Source organism: Chryseobacterium sp. MEBOG06, assembly GCF_021869765.1.
Classification (GTDB): Bacteria; Bacteroidota; Bacteroidia; order Flavobacteriales; family Weeksellaceae; genus Chryseobacterium.
Genome location: NZ_CP084580.1, coordinates 3,027,857 through 3,044,610 on the forward strand (window position 1 = coordinate 3,027,857; position 16,754 = coordinate 3,044,610).

Below are 16,754 nucleotides of genomic sequence, written 5' to 3' on the forward strand. Positions count from 1 at the left end.
TTTTAAATATTATCCTGCTTTCTTCTTTCCTTTTTCCAGACTTGCCTTAAGCATTGCCATAAGGTCAATTGCTTTACCTTCAGGTTCTTTAACTGCAGCTATTTTTATCTTTTTACCTTTTGCTTTTTGTTTGATAATTTTCAAAAGGTCTGCATGATAAGTATCTTTATATTTTGCAGGTTCAAAAGTTGTTGCCAAAGATTTGATCAGCTGTTCCGCCATTTTCAATTCAGCGAGTTTTGGAGCACTGCCAGAAGGAATTTTCAAATCTCCAAAGTCCCTCATCTCTTCAGGATAACGCATTCTATTGACCATTAATATTTTATCTTCATAAGGACGAATGAGACAGAGAATCTCCCGTTCTCTCAATACAAATGAACCAATGCCGGCCATTTTAGTTTTGGTTAAAGCCTTTAGTAATAATTTATAAGCGCCTTCTCCATTCTTCTGAGGTTCCAGAAAATAAGGTGTTTCAAAAAGTGCAGGATCAATTTCTGCTTCTTTTACAAATTGAGAAATACTTAGAACTTTAGATTTCTCAGGACTTGCGGCTTCAAAATCTTCATCATTCAGGACGATGTATTTATCTTCGATTTTATACCCTTTTACAATATTTTCCCAAACTACTTCTTTTCCTGTCTTTTCATTAACACGTTTGAATCTAATGTTACTTAAATCCTTGCTGTCCAACATATCCAGATCAAGCGTGCTTGAATCCGTTGCTGAATATAATTTGATGGGAATATTGACTAGTCCGAACCCTATAGCGCCGTTCCAAATTGCTCGCATAATGATGGTTTTTAGTTAAATAAATAATTCGACAAACACACCTTCAATTGTGCAATAAATATTCCATCATTTTCTCTTAGCGCATTATTTGTATCTCTTACGAAAAAGTAAAATGGATGAGATAGGCATCAATAACCGAAAAGTTTGTGTGAAAAAATAAATTAAAAGAACACTTTGATTCAAAATGAATATTTGAAAAAAACCTTTTTTTATTGAGAAAGTTGAAAAATCCGTAATTAAAAATTTCTTTACGTAGAAAATGCAGCAATTCAATTATCAGCATACTTGGAATTAAAAACTTTTAAAAGATTCAGGGAAAATAATTACACCCCGCTGCCGCACGAATCCTTTCTTGTGGTATAATATTATAAATCAAATATTCTAAAAACAAGAATATGATTACAACTCCTTTAAAAATATTCAACCAGCCAACAACAATAAAACTTATGAAATAAAATCCTTAAAGATTGTGTAGTTTGTAATACCCACTCATCAATTATGATTTTATACAGATAAAAGCTTTTGAGAAAGTCTTTGAAAATAAAAACCACACAATACAATCGCGCGGGGTATTCTACAGAATTCAAAACTAAGAACAGCTGAAGCTGCATACTGGCGTGCTGCAGATAATATTTATACTAATAAAACAGTGCAAGGTTTTACTCCTTGCACTACTACTCTATTATGTGTTTTTAGAATCACTGAACTTATTATAGCGATAAAAAATTAATTTTGAAACTTTACAAAATCCAGATAAAAAGAAGGATTTCCTGCGTTGAAGGATACCGGTACAATTCCATTTGTTTTACCAGCTAAGACATTATAGGTGCCCGGTACAGCGAAATATAACACCCTATTTTGATCTCTCGGAAATATGAATGCCGCAGTGTTTGATCCACAATAGCTTCTCCACACGTCACCAATTCCATTGATATAGAAAAAGTAATCATTGCAGTCAGAATTGATGGCAATTCCACATCGGAAAAAGTACCAGCCCTTTGCGGGGATAGTCACCTGAACTCCTGTATTCAATCCGGCAGCTCCTATCCCTCCAGTATAAGGATTTACCAATGTTCCGGCGTATGGTGTCCAGTTATTGGCAAATGCTGTAGTAACGGTGGATGACCATGTTGCCAAACCATTTGCGTCACTTGTCAGTACATATCCCAATTGCTGGGTTCCGTCCTTAATCTGAAGAGCACCATTGGTAGTTCCGTTATCAATCACAATTTTTGCACTTGCTGCTCCCGCCGGTACGGCATTGGTTCCTACAAGCACTTTTCCTGTACCACTGATACTTAGATTATTGCCTGCTGTTGCGATATCAGAAGCTTGTGAAAGGGTTCCACCCAGTTTTACATCTGTACCGGATACAGTGAGGCCGTTACTTGCCGTCATATTGTTATTAACAATTGTTCCCATTGAAAGAATTTCCCAGGTAGAATTTGCTCCGGAAAGTCCTGTACTGACAAGCTCAACACTTTGATTGGCTGGTACCGAAATACTGATGTTGCCGTTAATTGTTTCCGGAGCAGCAGCATTTACAGTGATTTTAAAGTTTGAGTTGTTTTTAATTCTGTAAATTCTCCCTTTGAAGTTCCCATCTCCACTAATGGAAACAGGTAAGCTGAATACTGTATCAGCGGTACCACCATATGAAATATGGAAATCTGACGATGTTAAATTATAAGAAGTTGTCACTGCTTTATAATTTGCGGCCAGTGATCCGTTAATATCCATTGTAGAACCTGGATTTGCTGTATTAACACCAACATTTCCTGCCTGAGCAAAGATAATAGCTGGACTTAAAGCTAACACTGCCAAACATAATTTTGCATAAATTTTAATCATTTATTCCTATTTATTATACTAATTGATATTATTAACACACCAGCAAAGGTATTTTAATATCTATCGTGGGATTCTTCTATTATTGTGGAAATACATTTATGGTATTGTGGAAAGATATCCACAAATTTAAATTCCAACAGTGGCGAACATTAGTATATAATAAAGGTTATATCGAGTTTTGTTTCTTCACGTTCGTTGCGAAGCCCTGCTGCCACACGAATCCTTTCGTGTGGTTTAATAGTATAAGTCAAATATTCCAAAAACAAGAATATGATTAAAAACTCCTTTAAAAATATTCAAGCTGCCAACAACAATGAAACTTATGAAATATAATCCTTAAGGATTGCAGAATTTGTAATACACACTCATCAATTATGATTTTATAAATATAAATGCGTTTGAGAAAGTCTTTGAAAATCCTCCACATAATCTTTAGCCAGAGCTATTTTCGGGGGTATTCATAAAAAAAGCCCCTTAAAAAAGGGGCTTTTGTGACCGCAGAAGGATTCGAACCTTTATATTTTATTATTTTTCAACATTCTTTAAAACCTGCAAAAACACTACATATAAAGCATTTATGTAATACTAAAAAACATTAAGAAACAATAAAAAACAAAATAAACCTTGACCTTTACCTTGACCAATTCAAAATTTATTTCTACTTTTGAGTAATTAAAAATAACTTATTATGAAAACTCAAGAGAGATATAATAGTGATATTGGTAGTGTAACCTTTAGGTTAAAGAAAGCAGATTCTACTGGTTTATGCTCGATTTTAGGTACATATTTATTCAAGGAATATCAAATTGGGTTTTCAACTGAAATTAAAATACAACAAGAACAATGGGATAATATCAGCAAGAAAGTCATTTCAGGAAAACAAAAGAAAGAAGAAAATGATAAGTTAAACAGATTCCGAACCACTATTACAAAAGAACATCAAAGCTTTAACGAGCAATTTAATCGTTTACCTTCTAAAGAAGAGTTAAAAACAATCATTGCTAAAGCCAAGAGCAATGACAGTGTAACAATAGTAAACAGAAAAAAGAAAACATTTGATGATGTTTACCAAGAAACATTAGGTTTATTAAATCAAAAAAGGGAAAATGCCCTTAATTCAGGTCGAAAACCATTAAGAAAAGAATCAATTTCCAGACTCACTCTCTCATATAACAATCTGAAAGATTTCATTAAAGAGAAAAAATATTTTTTAGATTTGGACTCTTTTGATGAAAGAATGTGTCTAGAATTTCAAGGATGGTTAATAGGCATCGGATTAAAGCCCTCTACCGTAAAATCCAGAGTACAAAATATCAGTAAGATACTAAAAAGAGCCTTTGAAAGAGGTTACACACATAATCGTTCTTATCTCCTATCCGATTTTAAAGTACAGGTTCCACCAACAGTAGCTGTCACATTAACTGAGGAAGAAATAAAAATATTGTATGAATATGATTTTAGCAATAAACCAAGCTTAGAAAGAGTAAGAGATATTTTTGTACTTTCTTGTCATACCTCCCTACGATATGGTGATGTAACCAGATTAGAGCCATCTCATATAAATACTGAAAATAAAACTATCAAAATATTAAGTCAAAAAGTTTCAGAAGATGCAAGACCCGTAAATCTTGATTTTAAGTTTTTTGGTTATACAGAGAACATATTATTAAAATATCAATACAACATCAAGAATATTGCAATCAGCAACCAAAAGACAAACAAATATCTGAAAAACTTATTTAAAGAAATCCCCTATTTTAAAGACAAAACCATTCAATTAGAAGTTTTTAATGACAAAAAGATGTTGTTTAAACACTTCCCTTTTACTGAAAAAATTGTATTTCATGACTCAAGAAGGAGTTTTTGTACAAATAGATATATCGAAGGATGGGATTTACTCGAAATTTGGTCATATACAGGACATACCAATGAATCAACATTTTATGGCTATTTCAAACCAACTCGACAACATGAAAAAATAAGACGACAAAATATAGTCAATAGAAATGAAAGACTTCAGAAAGTAGATTTACAAACTAAGCAAATAGAAGACCTTCAAAAACAGCTTAACGAATTATCAAAGTTAGTCAGTGAAGAGAAAAAAGAGGAGTTAGCAAAAATCATTAGCATCACTCAAAATGTATCATAATGGAAAAGCTTGTAAATACACTGAAAAATCTCATCGCAAAAATAACTTTCCCAGTAACGATTGATGACGAAGCAATTCAAACTAAAGAGGAAATTATCACTCTCATAGAGAAGATATTTTTAAATTCAGAAGAAAGACAATTCCAAACTATTCTGATAAATTATGTTATCAAGCCCTTGTATTCTAGGTTCTCAGAAATTGAACCATTACAACAATTTTCATCACGGAGCAAACGAAAAATTGCTCAGCAACATCAGCAAATCAAACCGTTGATAGAATCAATCTTTGAAAGTTACAAACATTTCCTGAAGGAAGAAAAGGAATACATTCAATATCAGGACAATCTATTAGATAGAGAAAAAGATTTAATGAATCTTATATTTAAAAAGCTCGATTACGATGCAGATTCATTTGAATCATATAATTTAAACGTATCTAAAACTCAAATTTTAAGATACCTCACACAGTTGAGTAATGACAGTAGTTATCTCGATTTAAAATATAGAGTTGGCCAAATACACACCAAAATAAAAGATGTTAAAAGAAGGCTTACTAACGAGCTCAATAGAATTTATAATGAGATTAAAAATACTACAATAGAACTAAATTCAGATATTGACTATCCAACAGATTACCATAACTATACGTACAAAGAAATCTTAGGAGAAAATCTTTTAGAATATAAAATTGAGCAAAGCTTTTATACCAATCATTTTGAGCTGCTTGATAATCTTGAAAAGAATCTTGAAAAAAAATTCCCATTCATTATTAAAGACAAAACAATTTCCCAGCTAATACAATTTTTACCTCACGAGAAAATAAATCGCTTCTTAGAATTTGAAGACCTACTAATCGAGCATAAATACTTAATTAAGAATGAAATTAACCTTAAATGGATTCGAAAGAAAAATGAATTAGTCAACTTCTGTAGGTTCCTTGAATTAGAAGGATTTTTAAAACCGCACAAAAAGCTTTCTATACTCATCCAATATTTAGAAAACAGATATGATTTTGGTGTAGGAGATCAGAGAAAAGAAAGCAAATTCAATGGAAGCAATGAAGAGATTAAATCAGACTATGAGTTTTTAAATTTATAATCCTTTTTCATTCCCTTTTTATTCCCCTTAAAAAATTAAAAATGCAGACACAATCAGTGTTTGCATTTTTTGTACCCCCCCATTTTCAGGACGTTTAATAAGCTCCCTACCTTTGTATTGTAATTTTAAAACAAAGGAAAAATGACAAATATACAGCAAATCGAAATAATCCAAATAACTCCTGAAAAGCTAGAATCTATAATAGAAATAGCAATTAAAAAAGGGGTTGAGCAAGCCAGAAATATATTTAGCAAGCCATCAAAACAAGAAGAGTATTTAACTAGAAAAGAAGCCGCAAAAAAATTGAAGATTTCGATAGGAACCTTAGACAACTGGACAAAAAGTGGAAAATTACCTTCCCACAAAATTGACAGAAAGGTACTTTACAAAGAAACAGAAATTGAAGAATTTATTAATAAGGCATCTCTATGAATCAGACAGTCATTATTCAAGAACAGCTATTGCGGGATTTAAAAAAATCCGTTGAACAAAACAATAAAATCAGCCATATCAAACTCAAGTTAGATGTGGCTGTATTTTATCTGAGTTTATTAAACAGTATTCCAAGCTTTTATAGAGAAGGTAATTGTGAGAGAGACTGTAGTATTGCACTATATTCAAAGAAATTACTGTCCTACAATTGGAGATACAGTGAATATATTAATTTTTTGATTGAACAAGGTTTTATAATTAAGGTCAGTAACTATGGAGTTGATATTGGAGCATGCAATCATTATCACATTGCTGCTGAGTACTACAACAGTGAAGTAATAAATTACACAATCACAGATAAAACCTTGCTAAAAGCTATTAAGCGTACAGATTATAAAGAAAATGAAAAAAGTTTTAATAAGAGGGAATATTGCATGCAAAAAAGACCCCATCTTATTAAGTTCTTTGATGATGAATTGGAAATCGATGAGGTAAAAGCACTGGAGATCATAAACCCACTTCTGAAACAAGGTGAAGTGAGAAAATATACATCTGCAAGACATTTGATTAATGAGTTTAAATATAAGGATTGGCAGTATTCAGTTAAACCAGATACAGATAATAGACTTCATTCATCAATGACAAGATTAAACAAGATTTTAAGACCTTGTATTACTTATAATGGTGAAAGATTAGGAAGTATTGACATTAAGTCCTCCCAACCGTATTTCTTTTGTGTAATCCTTAAAGCAATCATGAATCAAGACAAAGATTTGCTTAAGCAGATAGGGGCAACAAAACTATTGAACAATAAGCACATTCAACGTTTATTTAATCTTACTCTTGATAAAGAAGAGATTGATAATTTTATCAATCTAGTAATCAATGGAGATTTTTATGAATACTTCAGTAGCATATTGCAGATTAAATATAATGAAGAGGATGAACCATATAGGGTTGTTTCTAATTTTTCATCAAAGAATAAATGGTTTGCTCAACCGACCAGAACAATTATATTTAAAAGTAAACGAGATTTAGCAAAGAATGTTGTTATGGAGATATTCTTTAGTAAACCCAAAACAACTATTCCGGAAGCAAAAAATTTTAAACAAGAATTTCCAAGTGTATTTAAAGTGATGAGTCATATTAAAGACATAGGAGTAAGCTTTGATGGTTTATTGACTAATGTAGAATCGTATTGTTTACTCGATTGTGTAGCAAAGGAGTTTAGTGAAGAATATCCAGATATACCATTGTTCAGTATTCACGATTCACTTGTGACAACTCAAAAGCATCTAACAAAATTAAAGAATAATGTAGAAATACAACTCACCAACATAACAACATTAAAAACAACTCTAATTAGAGAACACTACTAAACAAACAATATAGAAATATACCCTAATGTTATAGGTTTTTTATTACAATTGTTGAAAAGCTCTTAATTAAGGATGCTTGAGATTATTACAAATGATCAAGCATCCTTTTTTGTTACTATAAATTATCAAAAACCCGTCTTCTTGTAAGAAACAGTTCAGTATATAAATCATGTAATTCTTTAGATTTCAGCAAACCATAGCCGTTCACTTCTAAAGAGTCCTCGTAAGAAAGTTCACTTAAATAGATATAGAAACTGTAGTAAGGCATAAATGAATAAAGCTCTTGCATTGAGTTGTTATAAAAAATGATCAAATCATCTTCTTTTTTAATATTTTTTGAAGCATTGATTATATTCATTCTGCATTTTTCATAGGCTTTCTCAATTTCAATTTCAAAATCTTTTTTTGTTTTCATAGTTAAATTATTTTAGTGTAAAAATATTTCATCAAGTGAAATTTTCAAAGTAAAATTTTGCAATCTCACTATCATAGTTCTTTTCTAGGTATTTTTTTAGATAATCAAGAAGTGGCTTTGACTTTTTAAATGCTTTGACATAATATTTCAGATTGTTTCCGATTAACCAATAAGGATTGAATTTTGAATAATCAAATGTATCCAAGTGCAAAAGCCAATTATAATAGTCCTTTTTGGAAGAAACATTATAATCAATGTACTTTTCCAATTTTTCAAATGGGAATTCTAACTTATAGAAAATATTAATCACTTGGTCAAGTCTAAAATTCTCAGGTGAACCAAATGCGTCTCTTCCCTCATTTTGTGATAAATCAGGAATTTCTTCAATGAATTTTTCTAAAAATTTATCATCTAATTGAGGTGTAATAGTATTAAAGATAACAGCCGTATTAAATAATTCAGTATTAAAATTATCTTCTAATTCTTTGATAACCTTTTGTTTGATTACAGCCTGTAACTCATCGTCTAAGAAACTTAACCCATACCAATATTTATAATAATTATCCTTTTTAGAAAAATCAATATCCTCAATGTTTGAAATGCCATTAATCTGCTTAATTATATCAATTATTTCTTCTGGGGTTGCTTTTTCAAAGTAATATTTTGCAAGTAACGAAGAATTGGTTATTCTCAAACTACTATCAATACCTAACTTTATAAAATCTAACAGATTCTCTTTAGAAATTGAATATTCTTTTTCTGTTACAATTTTCATCAGATCAGCTACAAGTGAAAGTCTTTCAGTTTTATTAATTCGGATAAAGTTCAAAACTTTTGAGAATAAGATATTTAGACTAATATTATCAATTTCAATTTTGGAAATTATTAAACAAAAGTTTTGAATAGTATTGCTTAGCCGCTGAACAATTCTATAATTATCTTTATTTTTTTCTATACTTGTGCTTGATTTTGTTAAGTTATCAATATAAACATTAAATTGTTGCAAGACTAAATCTGTGTTATGTATTGTAATTATTTTGATATTATACTTATTCAATAAAAAAATAGCATCTTTATTTTTGACATAAAAAAGCCACATTTCGATAGTCTTAAAATCAAACTTGTACTTTTCATAATCAGGATTTTTTAATGTGTAAATAATCAAAAAACCTTCTAATATTTTTCTACATAATTGTTCATATTCTTGATACTGGTTCAGTATAATAAAATTGAATTCAAAAAAATTATGAACTCTAACAAAATTGCTTTCTAAATCAAAAAGTTGGTTATCAGAAGTCCAACCGCCTTGTTTATCATTTAATCTTGTTTTTTGTAGTTCGAACAGCAAATTATCTATGTAAACAATATTTCTGTACACAAATCGAAAGTCTCTTACTGTTTTGTATATGTCTAAGAAGTGTTGAGCATTGTCAAGAATAAATTTTTCTTCGGACTTATCTTCGATATGAACAAACTTCTTTTTTATTTCATCATCGAAATAAAAACTATTTTCACACAATTGTTTTAACTCCAATAGATTCAATTTTGCTGTTAGATAGGTTATAGGGTTTTTATTCTTATCTTCATTATTGTAAATATCCAAAAGTATATCTATTGACTTTTCCACATCTCCAAACAAGAATGATGCATAACTTTTTCTTAGTTTTTCATATCCTGAATAATTAGGCTTGTTCTGTTTTAAGAGAAATTCTGTTTTTTTAATATCCAGCCTTTCAAAAGTACATCTTTCACAATTGCATGTACCGGAAAGAAACAGGTTATGAAGACAAAATCTATTTCCTTCTTCTAATCTCCGACCTCGAAAAAATATGTGCTTAATTGCATTAGAAATAAAGAAACTAATTATCGATTTTAATTTTTCTTTTTGATTTTCAACAAGTATAAGATTGCTTGAAAGGCTATAAGATTTTTTTCTTCTATCAACATAAATACTTTTAGTAAGATTATACAAATCCTCATTATCGGTAGATATGCTCATGTCACCAACATAAGTGCTTTCACCAAAAGTATAATACAATATCTCACTCAAAATATTTTTCGGGATAACTTTTATACATTCAAATTTTTCTATAATGTAATAGAGTTTATCTATGATATGTAACCCTTCAGTTTCTTTTCTAAAAACAGAATAGTCTGATTTATGAGACTCAAATAAATTTCCATGCAATTTTTCTACTTGTTTAACTCTTGCTGTTCTTATTTCTTCAAGAAACTTATCAAAGTTTTCCTCATTAAGAACATTATCTTTCGGAATATAGACTTGAAAGTTTTTTACATTTTTATTTTTCTGCTCATTTATTCTATTGGGAATAGTATCATCATTTTGAATAAAATAATAATAAATCTTATTTGATACAATATCACAAAGTGTAAATACAAATGGTTCAGATACTTTATGATACCATGAAAACGGATGTCTTAGACTTTTTAGAGGATAAGAAATAAAATCTGTGTCTTTATTAGGTTTTACAATAGCATTTTTTCCTTTGTTTTGATTAAGAAAAGATATTTCATCAATCAAAGTTTCTCTATCAACGACTTGATAGTAAAAATCTGTCCCAATCTCTCTTTTACCAGATTCATTATCAACTAGTTTATAATTTTTATTTCTAAACAATTCAGACAAGGTGTCATTTAATAAATTGTTCGCTTGACGCTCAATTTCATCATTGTGTAGTTTTGGTGGCATTCTGTGAAATTTTAATAATAGATAAATTTAAAATAATTTATCTATTTTCACTTCATCATTATGATAATAAAAAAGCTAATTAAGCCCTATAAGAATACGGAAATGGTAAACAATTAGCAACCTAACTGAAAACTAAATTTGATTAGTACAATTACATTTTATAGATTTGTGGAAACTAAAAATATTTATACATAAGCAAAAAAATAATTATTTGAAAATATAGATTGCGTTAGCTATTTATTCTTGTTACTGAAAACTGGTAATTTAAAGATACACGAGATAAATAGACCTAATGTTCACGCTTGGCGTGGACGTGGTTTATTTGTGTATCAGGTATACCAGTACCTCAGTAACAATAGGCTACAGTTCCACGCCTTTCTATTTATATAATCACAAAATACTTTGGAACTGGGTGATAAATTATCTTATGAAAACCCTATTAACTATCACTCTCATTTTTACATTCACGTTCTATCATTGTCAAAATTCAGAAACTATTGAAGAAGTCCCCAACCATGTATTTGCAAACATTGCTAACGGCTGGACGTACCTTGGTGAATCCGTGACAAAAATTAAATATTACGTTAAAGACATAGAATCAAACGATAGCTATTCAAAGAATTATGTTTGTTGGGTTAAAACGGTTAATGCTCCAAAGAGTTACAAGGATAAGAAAGGAAACTGGATAACAAAGCAGTCTGATTACTCTATAGAGAGATGGAAAATTTATTGTAATTCCAAGAAATACGCTTTGTTGTCGTATGTTAACTACAATTCAAAAGGCCAAGTAGCTTCATCTGGTAAATTAAGTGGTGAGATTGACGAGGTCATTCCAGAAACAATGTCTGAGGCTGTGTTTAATTTTGTTTGTAAATAGCCCTGAACGTATCTATAATTTTCCTCGTCTTTTAAAATTCTGGTACTTCCCTATCAAATTTAAAAGATAAGCGAAAAATCTAGGGCACGTATATAGCTACGTTAGCCTTACTTATTTACTATTAAGTCCAATAATAAAAATACTATTATGAAAATTAGACCAAAAGAAATTTTAGAACCTCTCTTCATCTTCCTAATATTCTTAGGCTTTGTTGTAGGCGGTATTTCTTTAATTATATATGGTTATAACCATGATAATGACGTAGAACTGACATTTGGTTTGGTTGTAGCCTGTTTAGGGTTATTCCAGATTTTCCAAAGATATAAAGTGGGTTATGTATTTGCCGTTATACCAATTTTATTAGTTGTAGTTAGTTTATCAGGAACATTCATTTTTATTCTATTCTATATCCCATTCTTTTACAAAGAATCTTTGAATCTGGATCTAGGTGCATTGATTTTAAAAGATTGGTTTGTAAGGTTAGTAATAATAATTATTGATGTGCTTTTGCTCGTCAATGTATTTACATTTAACAAAAAGCGTTTGAGCAAAAACAAAGAACAAGAAAAAGGCCAATATTAACCGACTCTTACTATTTACGGTTATCTGTAAGAAACACTCATAGATTCATAATACTTTTATCACTAAAAATCAAAATTTAATCATTAACAAACAAAAACTTTAACATCATGAGAAAACTAATTTTTACAACATTAACAATCATTTTCAGTGTCATCATTTTGTCCTGTTCAAGCAACGATGATGATAATAACCAAACATTTCCTTTTGAGGGTAAATGGTCTGGAAGTTATTCCGGAACAAAAGACCACGGAACATTTAAGATTAATGTAAGTTCAACAGGAAAAGTTACAGGAATAACGACATCAGCCGTATTTAATGAGGACTTTGATGTTAACGGGAATGTTTCAGAATCCGGAAATTTCTCTGCAATTGCTGGTAGTGCAAGTTCAGGAGCAACATTCACAGGGCAAATGAGTGGGAATAATGCAAATGGGACTTGGATTAATACTTCAGCAAATATGAATGGGACTTGGACAGGAGGTAAGAATTAATTGATTTTTACATAGGCGTATCAGGATTTTAGCCCGTTTCTTTTGTTTTTGGTATATCAGTATTAAAAATAAATTTGAGGGGCTAAAATCTGGATATGTTAGGAGAACGTATTCATTTTTTATTATTGACTTGAACAAAAAATTAATGTTCAATCGAAGTTGCTTCGCTTTGTACTTTATCAATACAATGTTAAGCTATTCTGTACATAAACATTTTCCTTCAATTACATAATCATTGCAAACTTCACACGGATACATTTCTATTAGAACCCCACCATCTCTATTATTTGCGCAATGTGTATTTAGGCAAATACCTTGAAATGTTTCATCATAATATAATAAGGAATTGCAATAACATTCTGGACATTCTCTAATTTTTGTTTCATCAATTTCTTTTAAATTAATAGGACACGAAGTACAATAAAATTCTTTATATAAATTTTGGGCTTCATTAATAACAAACAATGAATAATTTGAACAATTATAACAACATCCTCGTCCGTAATTAATGTTTTTTGTTCTTAAAATTTTTTCTTCTAAATCAGCGTTCTTGTGATAGCCAAATATCTCCTCAATTTTATCATCAAAAATATTTTTGATATTTTTGATACTTTTATTATTGTCGTTAAGATATTCAAAACTTGGTTTTATAACTTTTCCATATAAAAGAGTCAAATTTTCTTTAATTTCATTTGTATTAATATCAATCGCAAAATGTTGAATCTTATTTCTTTCTTTTGCAATCTTTTCAATTATTTTTATGGAGTTGTTATCAAAATAATTTGGATAAAATTTCTTAATAGTTATGCAAATCTCCTTTATATCTATTGATTTACAATTATATAATTCATCTAATTTGGGAGAAAATGGATCGTTACAATTTCTGAATAAAGAATTTTTATCAAAAATATAAATAATATTTTCATGGGAAATCAACTCTTTTAATAGTAATTCCGTTCCTTGAAATAAACTAAGAATAGCATATTTATAATATTTGGTAACTTTCTCTTTCTCTGCTTTTTCAAAGTATTCTAATCCATATTCGATAGAATCAATAGCATTTTCTAAAAGACTAAACTTTATCATTAATAAGGTATTTTATCAGTATGTTTTCTCTCGAAAAATTACTAGCGAAGTGTGGGATGGATTAACTGAAAGTTCATTTCAAACTAACAGAGCCTACTCTTTTTCAGATTATCCAAATTAATAAAAAACAATATGAAAAGCAACGGCAAATAAATGTTTCAACTTTGTATTTACACTCATTTTGCCAATACAATGTTGCCTGATGTTTTATTTAAAAAATATTGAAATCAAGTGAAAATGAATTATCCAACATTATTTTTTGTTTTTTTAAGACACTTTGAGTGCTTTCAATAATCTTATTTTCAGTTTCACTATCTATACTTTCATATAATGTTTCAGAAATGCCCCAATTTTCACATTTCGTAAGTAGGTAAGTTGTTAGTTTGAATTCAAGTTCAGTTTCATTCAAGTTTTTCCAACCATCAACGAACTCAGTCGTCCATTTATCTTCTGACTTTGTGAGATAAAATATCAAAATTTTTGTATGAGAATTATAAGGGAATACATTTACATAAATTGAATTTAAATTAGGGCTACTTAAAATTGTACTTGAATATACTTCTTTTAATGGATAATTGAACTCAATAAAAGTGAAATTTTCTTCAGAATTTTCAATATCATTTATAAATAATTCATGTTCTTTATTGCGAATATGAATTAGCATTTCATGCAAATCAATGAACTCTTTTGTAATTCTTTGACTTCCTTGATTATATGGAATAGCTTGTATTGTATTTGAATTGTAAAGCCTTTTATGTTTCTCTAAAATTATTTCCTCTCTTCTCATAAAAGAAGCAAGTGTTCTAAAAGCAAATAATAAGTTGTTTTTATAATTTGTAAAATCGATAGGATGAGTTTCGATTACTTTAAATATTTCTGTATCATGGTAATTACAAAATGTAGGAAAAGAATGGGCTTGGCTTGTACCTATATGTTTGAAATATGTTAGTTCGTTAAACCCTAAATTTTCCCATTTAAAAACATCCTTTGGCTTTATCTCATATATAAATCCATTAGGTGCAATTTGATTAAGAATTCCGTTTTTTTGCAAAATATGAGAATTTATAGCATTTTCGCTACATCCATTGTACAAACAATTCCATTTTTTATTTTTTACATTTTTATTTATTCCAGCAATTATCTTTTCTATTACTTTGTTTGATTTCATTAAGTATCTTTATTTAAAATATCAATTAACGTCTAATATAAGCATTATGTTAATAATTAAATATTTAAACATTAGTAAATTAAAATTTATTTTTACTCAACGAGCGAGATAATGGTATATATTCACTATATCTCATAATCTATAGAAAACATTCATATCTACACAATATTAAGACCTTGTAAATAGTTTAAAACCGCTACTGACAGGCTATTTTTGAGGTTTTTGTTTTGCTTGGCAAATTGTCTATTGAGCAAGATTTGCATTTTATTTTTTACACTATACGTTGTGCCATTTTAAGCCTTATCTCTATAAAAGTGATTGAATATACCAGAATTTATTTTAAAGCGGAAAAATAGGGGTAAGTTCGGAAAACGTCCTAATTAATGGGCTTTTAAGTAATAGAATTTTAATAAATCTAAACATCACCAAACTGAAGTCATTTTCCTAAATGATAAAGACTTTTTTCATCAGAAACAAATACTATATCTTGGTCAAAACTTTCTAAATCTGTTGTTGTCTCATAAAAAAGTAATTTATCTTCTTTTGCGGAATATGTTATAAGATGTATAGTCTCAAAATCTTGTGTACTTTTTGAAAGTATAATATTACAAGGTTCAAATTCAAATAATTTAATAGAAGCGCATATATATGAATGATATTTATAAATGATTATTGAAAAGCTAAAATTTTCTAATCCATTTAAATTAAAAGTTGGAATAATGGTTTTTTTTGAAATTTTTGCTTCATTAGAAACATCAACCCATCCGTTTAGTGATAGTCTTTTCTCATTTATTCCTTTTCCATTAATGTATAAAACTTCTGAAAATTCGTTTTTTACCTTTTCGAACATAAATTTTTTAAAACCATTAAACTCTGAATTATTGACAAAATTACTACCTTGAATTAATGATAAAAATTCAAAAGCAATTTTTGAACATAGTTTATAATGTTTCTTAATTGACCATTTGTAGTTTATGATTAAATACTTGTATTCTTTCTGGTCAGAATAGAAGTTTCTAAACTTAATAGTATTTATGTTTTTTAAATTTTTAATAATATTTAAAAAGAAATCAGCTGAATCTTTAGTTTTTGAAATTATGATAGTACTATTATTATATTCAAAAATTCGTGAGTTTAAGTTTGTTGGTAATAGGTCTGATATGTAGTAGGAATAATTATTACGTTTTACATTATTAATAAGTTTTTCTAATAACGTATAATTTAATTCTTCATTTAAATCCTCAATACCTGAATGATAGAAAAATGTAATCTCAAACTTGTTATTGCAAATTAATTGAGAGGGAAATGGATTGGATTTTTCATTTAAAGCAATAAACCACTCATTTAACTTGTGAAACCAAACAAAAATTTTTTTATATTTAATAGTTTTATCATCATTTATTTTCATAGTATTTTTGATGTCCCTATTTATCCAAAAGCTTATTGGTGAATATTTAAATATCCAATCTTCAATATTTTGTCCAAAGAAAGTGTTGCATTTTTCACAGACTGATTGATATAGTTTATTGGAGAAATGGTCAGTCCTTAAAAGACCTTTCGAAATTATATGAGCTATATTCTTATTTGATTTTTCTTTACACCAAATACATTCTTCCGTCGCTAATTCTTTTGGAGGAGGGGAAATATTAAAAAAAATTTTGTATTGTTTTAACACGATAATATTATATATAAGTATTAATGAATATAGGCTTTCGAAATTATAGTTAA

Annotated in this window: 14 protein-coding genes; 7 read left to right on the plus strand and 7 right to left on the minus strand. The window is 29.0% G+C overall.

Annotated elements, in window-relative coordinates:
• Positions 1-9: 9 nt before the first annotated feature.
• Entirely contained in the window at positions 10-789 is a 780-nt protein-coding gene (locus tag LF887_RS13860) for a Ku protein (protein WP_236854828.1), read from the minus strand.
• 726 nt (positions 790-1,515) lie between these two features.
• Positions 1,516-2,640, minus strand: a complete 1,125-nt coding sequence (locus tag LF887_RS13865; protein WP_236854830.1) for a hypothetical protein — start codon at positions 2,638-2,640, stop codon at positions 1,516-1,518.
• 688 nt (positions 2,641-3,328) lie between these two features.
• On the opposite strand from LF887_RS13865, the gene LF887_RS13870 reads away from it, so the two are divergent.
• The 4 genes from LF887_RS13870 (at position 3,329) to LF887_RS13885 (ending at position 7,697) form a co-directional block, all read left to right on the plus strand.
• Positions 3,329-4,789, plus strand: coding sequence for a tyrosine-type recombinase/integrase (locus LF887_RS13870; RefSeq protein WP_236854832.1), 1,461 nt, complete (start codon positions 3,329-3,331; stop codon positions 4,787-4,789).
• The gene (locus LF887_RS13875; protein WP_236854834.1) at positions 4,789-5,886 is read left to right on the plus strand and encodes a hypothetical protein; all 1,098 of its coding nucleotides are present in this window, start codon (positions 4,789-4,791) and stop codon (positions 5,884-5,886) included. Before LF887_RS13870 ends, LF887_RS13875 begins: the two co-directional genes overlap by 1 nt.
• A gap of 141 nt (positions 5,887-6,027) precedes the next feature.
• Positions 6,028-6,318 carry a helix-turn-helix domain-containing protein gene (locus LF887_RS13880; protein WP_236854835.1) on the plus strand — a complete coding sequence of 97 codons (291 nt, stop codon included), beginning with the start codon at positions 6,028-6,030 and terminating at the stop codon, positions 6,316-6,318.
• Entirely contained in the window at positions 6,315-7,697 is a 1,383-nt protein-coding gene (locus LF887_RS13885; protein ID WP_236854837.1) for a hypothetical protein, read from the plus strand. The genes LF887_RS13880 and LF887_RS13885 overlap by 4 nt, the downstream gene beginning before the upstream one ends.
• A gap of 115 nt (positions 7,698-7,812) precedes the next feature.
• Here LF887_RS13885 and LF887_RS13890 read toward each other — a convergent pair whose 3' ends face one another.
• Both LF887_RS13890 and LF887_RS13895 read right to left on the minus strand, forming a co-directional pair.
• Entirely contained in the window at positions 7,813-8,112 is a 300-nt protein-coding gene (locus LF887_RS13890; RefSeq protein WP_236854838.1) for a hypothetical protein, read from the minus strand.
• 31 nt (positions 8,113-8,143) lie between these two features.
• Positions 8,144-10,822 (minus strand): hypothetical protein, encoded by a 2,679-nt coding sequence (locus tag LF887_RS13895; protein ID WP_236854840.1) that lies wholly within the window; start codon positions 10,820-10,822, stop codon positions 8,144-8,146.
• A 427-nt stretch (positions 10,823-11,249) separates the two neighbouring features.
• Between LF887_RS13895 and LF887_RS13900 the strand changes: the two genes are divergently transcribed.
• The 3 genes from LF887_RS13900 to LF887_RS13910 all read left to right on the plus strand — a co-directional run bounded on the left by LF887_RS13900 (position 11,250) and on the right by LF887_RS13910 (position 12,772).
• On the plus strand, positions 11,250-11,699 hold the full coding sequence (locus tag LF887_RS13900; RefSeq protein ID WP_236854842.1) for a surface-adhesin E family protein: 450 nt from the start codon (positions 11,250-11,252) through the stop codon (positions 11,697-11,699).
• 147 nt (positions 11,700-11,846) lie between these two features.
• Positions 11,847-12,281, plus strand: coding sequence for a hypothetical protein (locus tag LF887_RS13905; protein WP_236854843.1), 435 nt, complete (start codon positions 11,847-11,849; stop codon positions 12,279-12,281).
• A gap of 107 nt (positions 12,282-12,388) precedes the next feature.
• Positions 12,389-12,772, plus strand: coding sequence for a hypothetical protein (locus LF887_RS13910; protein WP_236854845.1), 384 nt, complete (start codon positions 12,389-12,391; stop codon positions 12,770-12,772).
• A gap of 195 nt (positions 12,773-12,967) precedes the next feature.
• Here the strand turns inward: LF887_RS13910 and LF887_RS13915 are convergent, their stop codons facing one another.
• The 3 genes from LF887_RS13915 to LF887_RS13925 form a co-directional block, all read right to left on the minus strand.
• Positions 12,968-13,858, minus strand: a complete 891-nt coding sequence (locus LF887_RS13915; protein WP_236854847.1) for a hypothetical protein — start codon at positions 13,856-13,858, stop codon at positions 12,968-12,970.
• A 211-nt stretch (positions 13,859-14,069) separates the two neighbouring features.
• Positions 14,070-15,026 (minus strand): hypothetical protein, encoded by a 957-nt coding sequence (locus LF887_RS13920; protein ID WP_236854849.1) that lies wholly within the window; start codon positions 15,024-15,026, stop codon positions 14,070-14,072.
• Between the two features lie 436 nt (positions 15,027-15,462).
• Positions 15,463-16,701, minus strand: coding sequence for an HNH endonuclease (locus tag LF887_RS13925; RefSeq protein WP_236854850.1), 1,239 nt, complete (start codon positions 16,699-16,701; stop codon positions 15,463-15,465).
• Between the last annotated feature and the right edge of the window lie 53 nt (positions 16,702-16,754).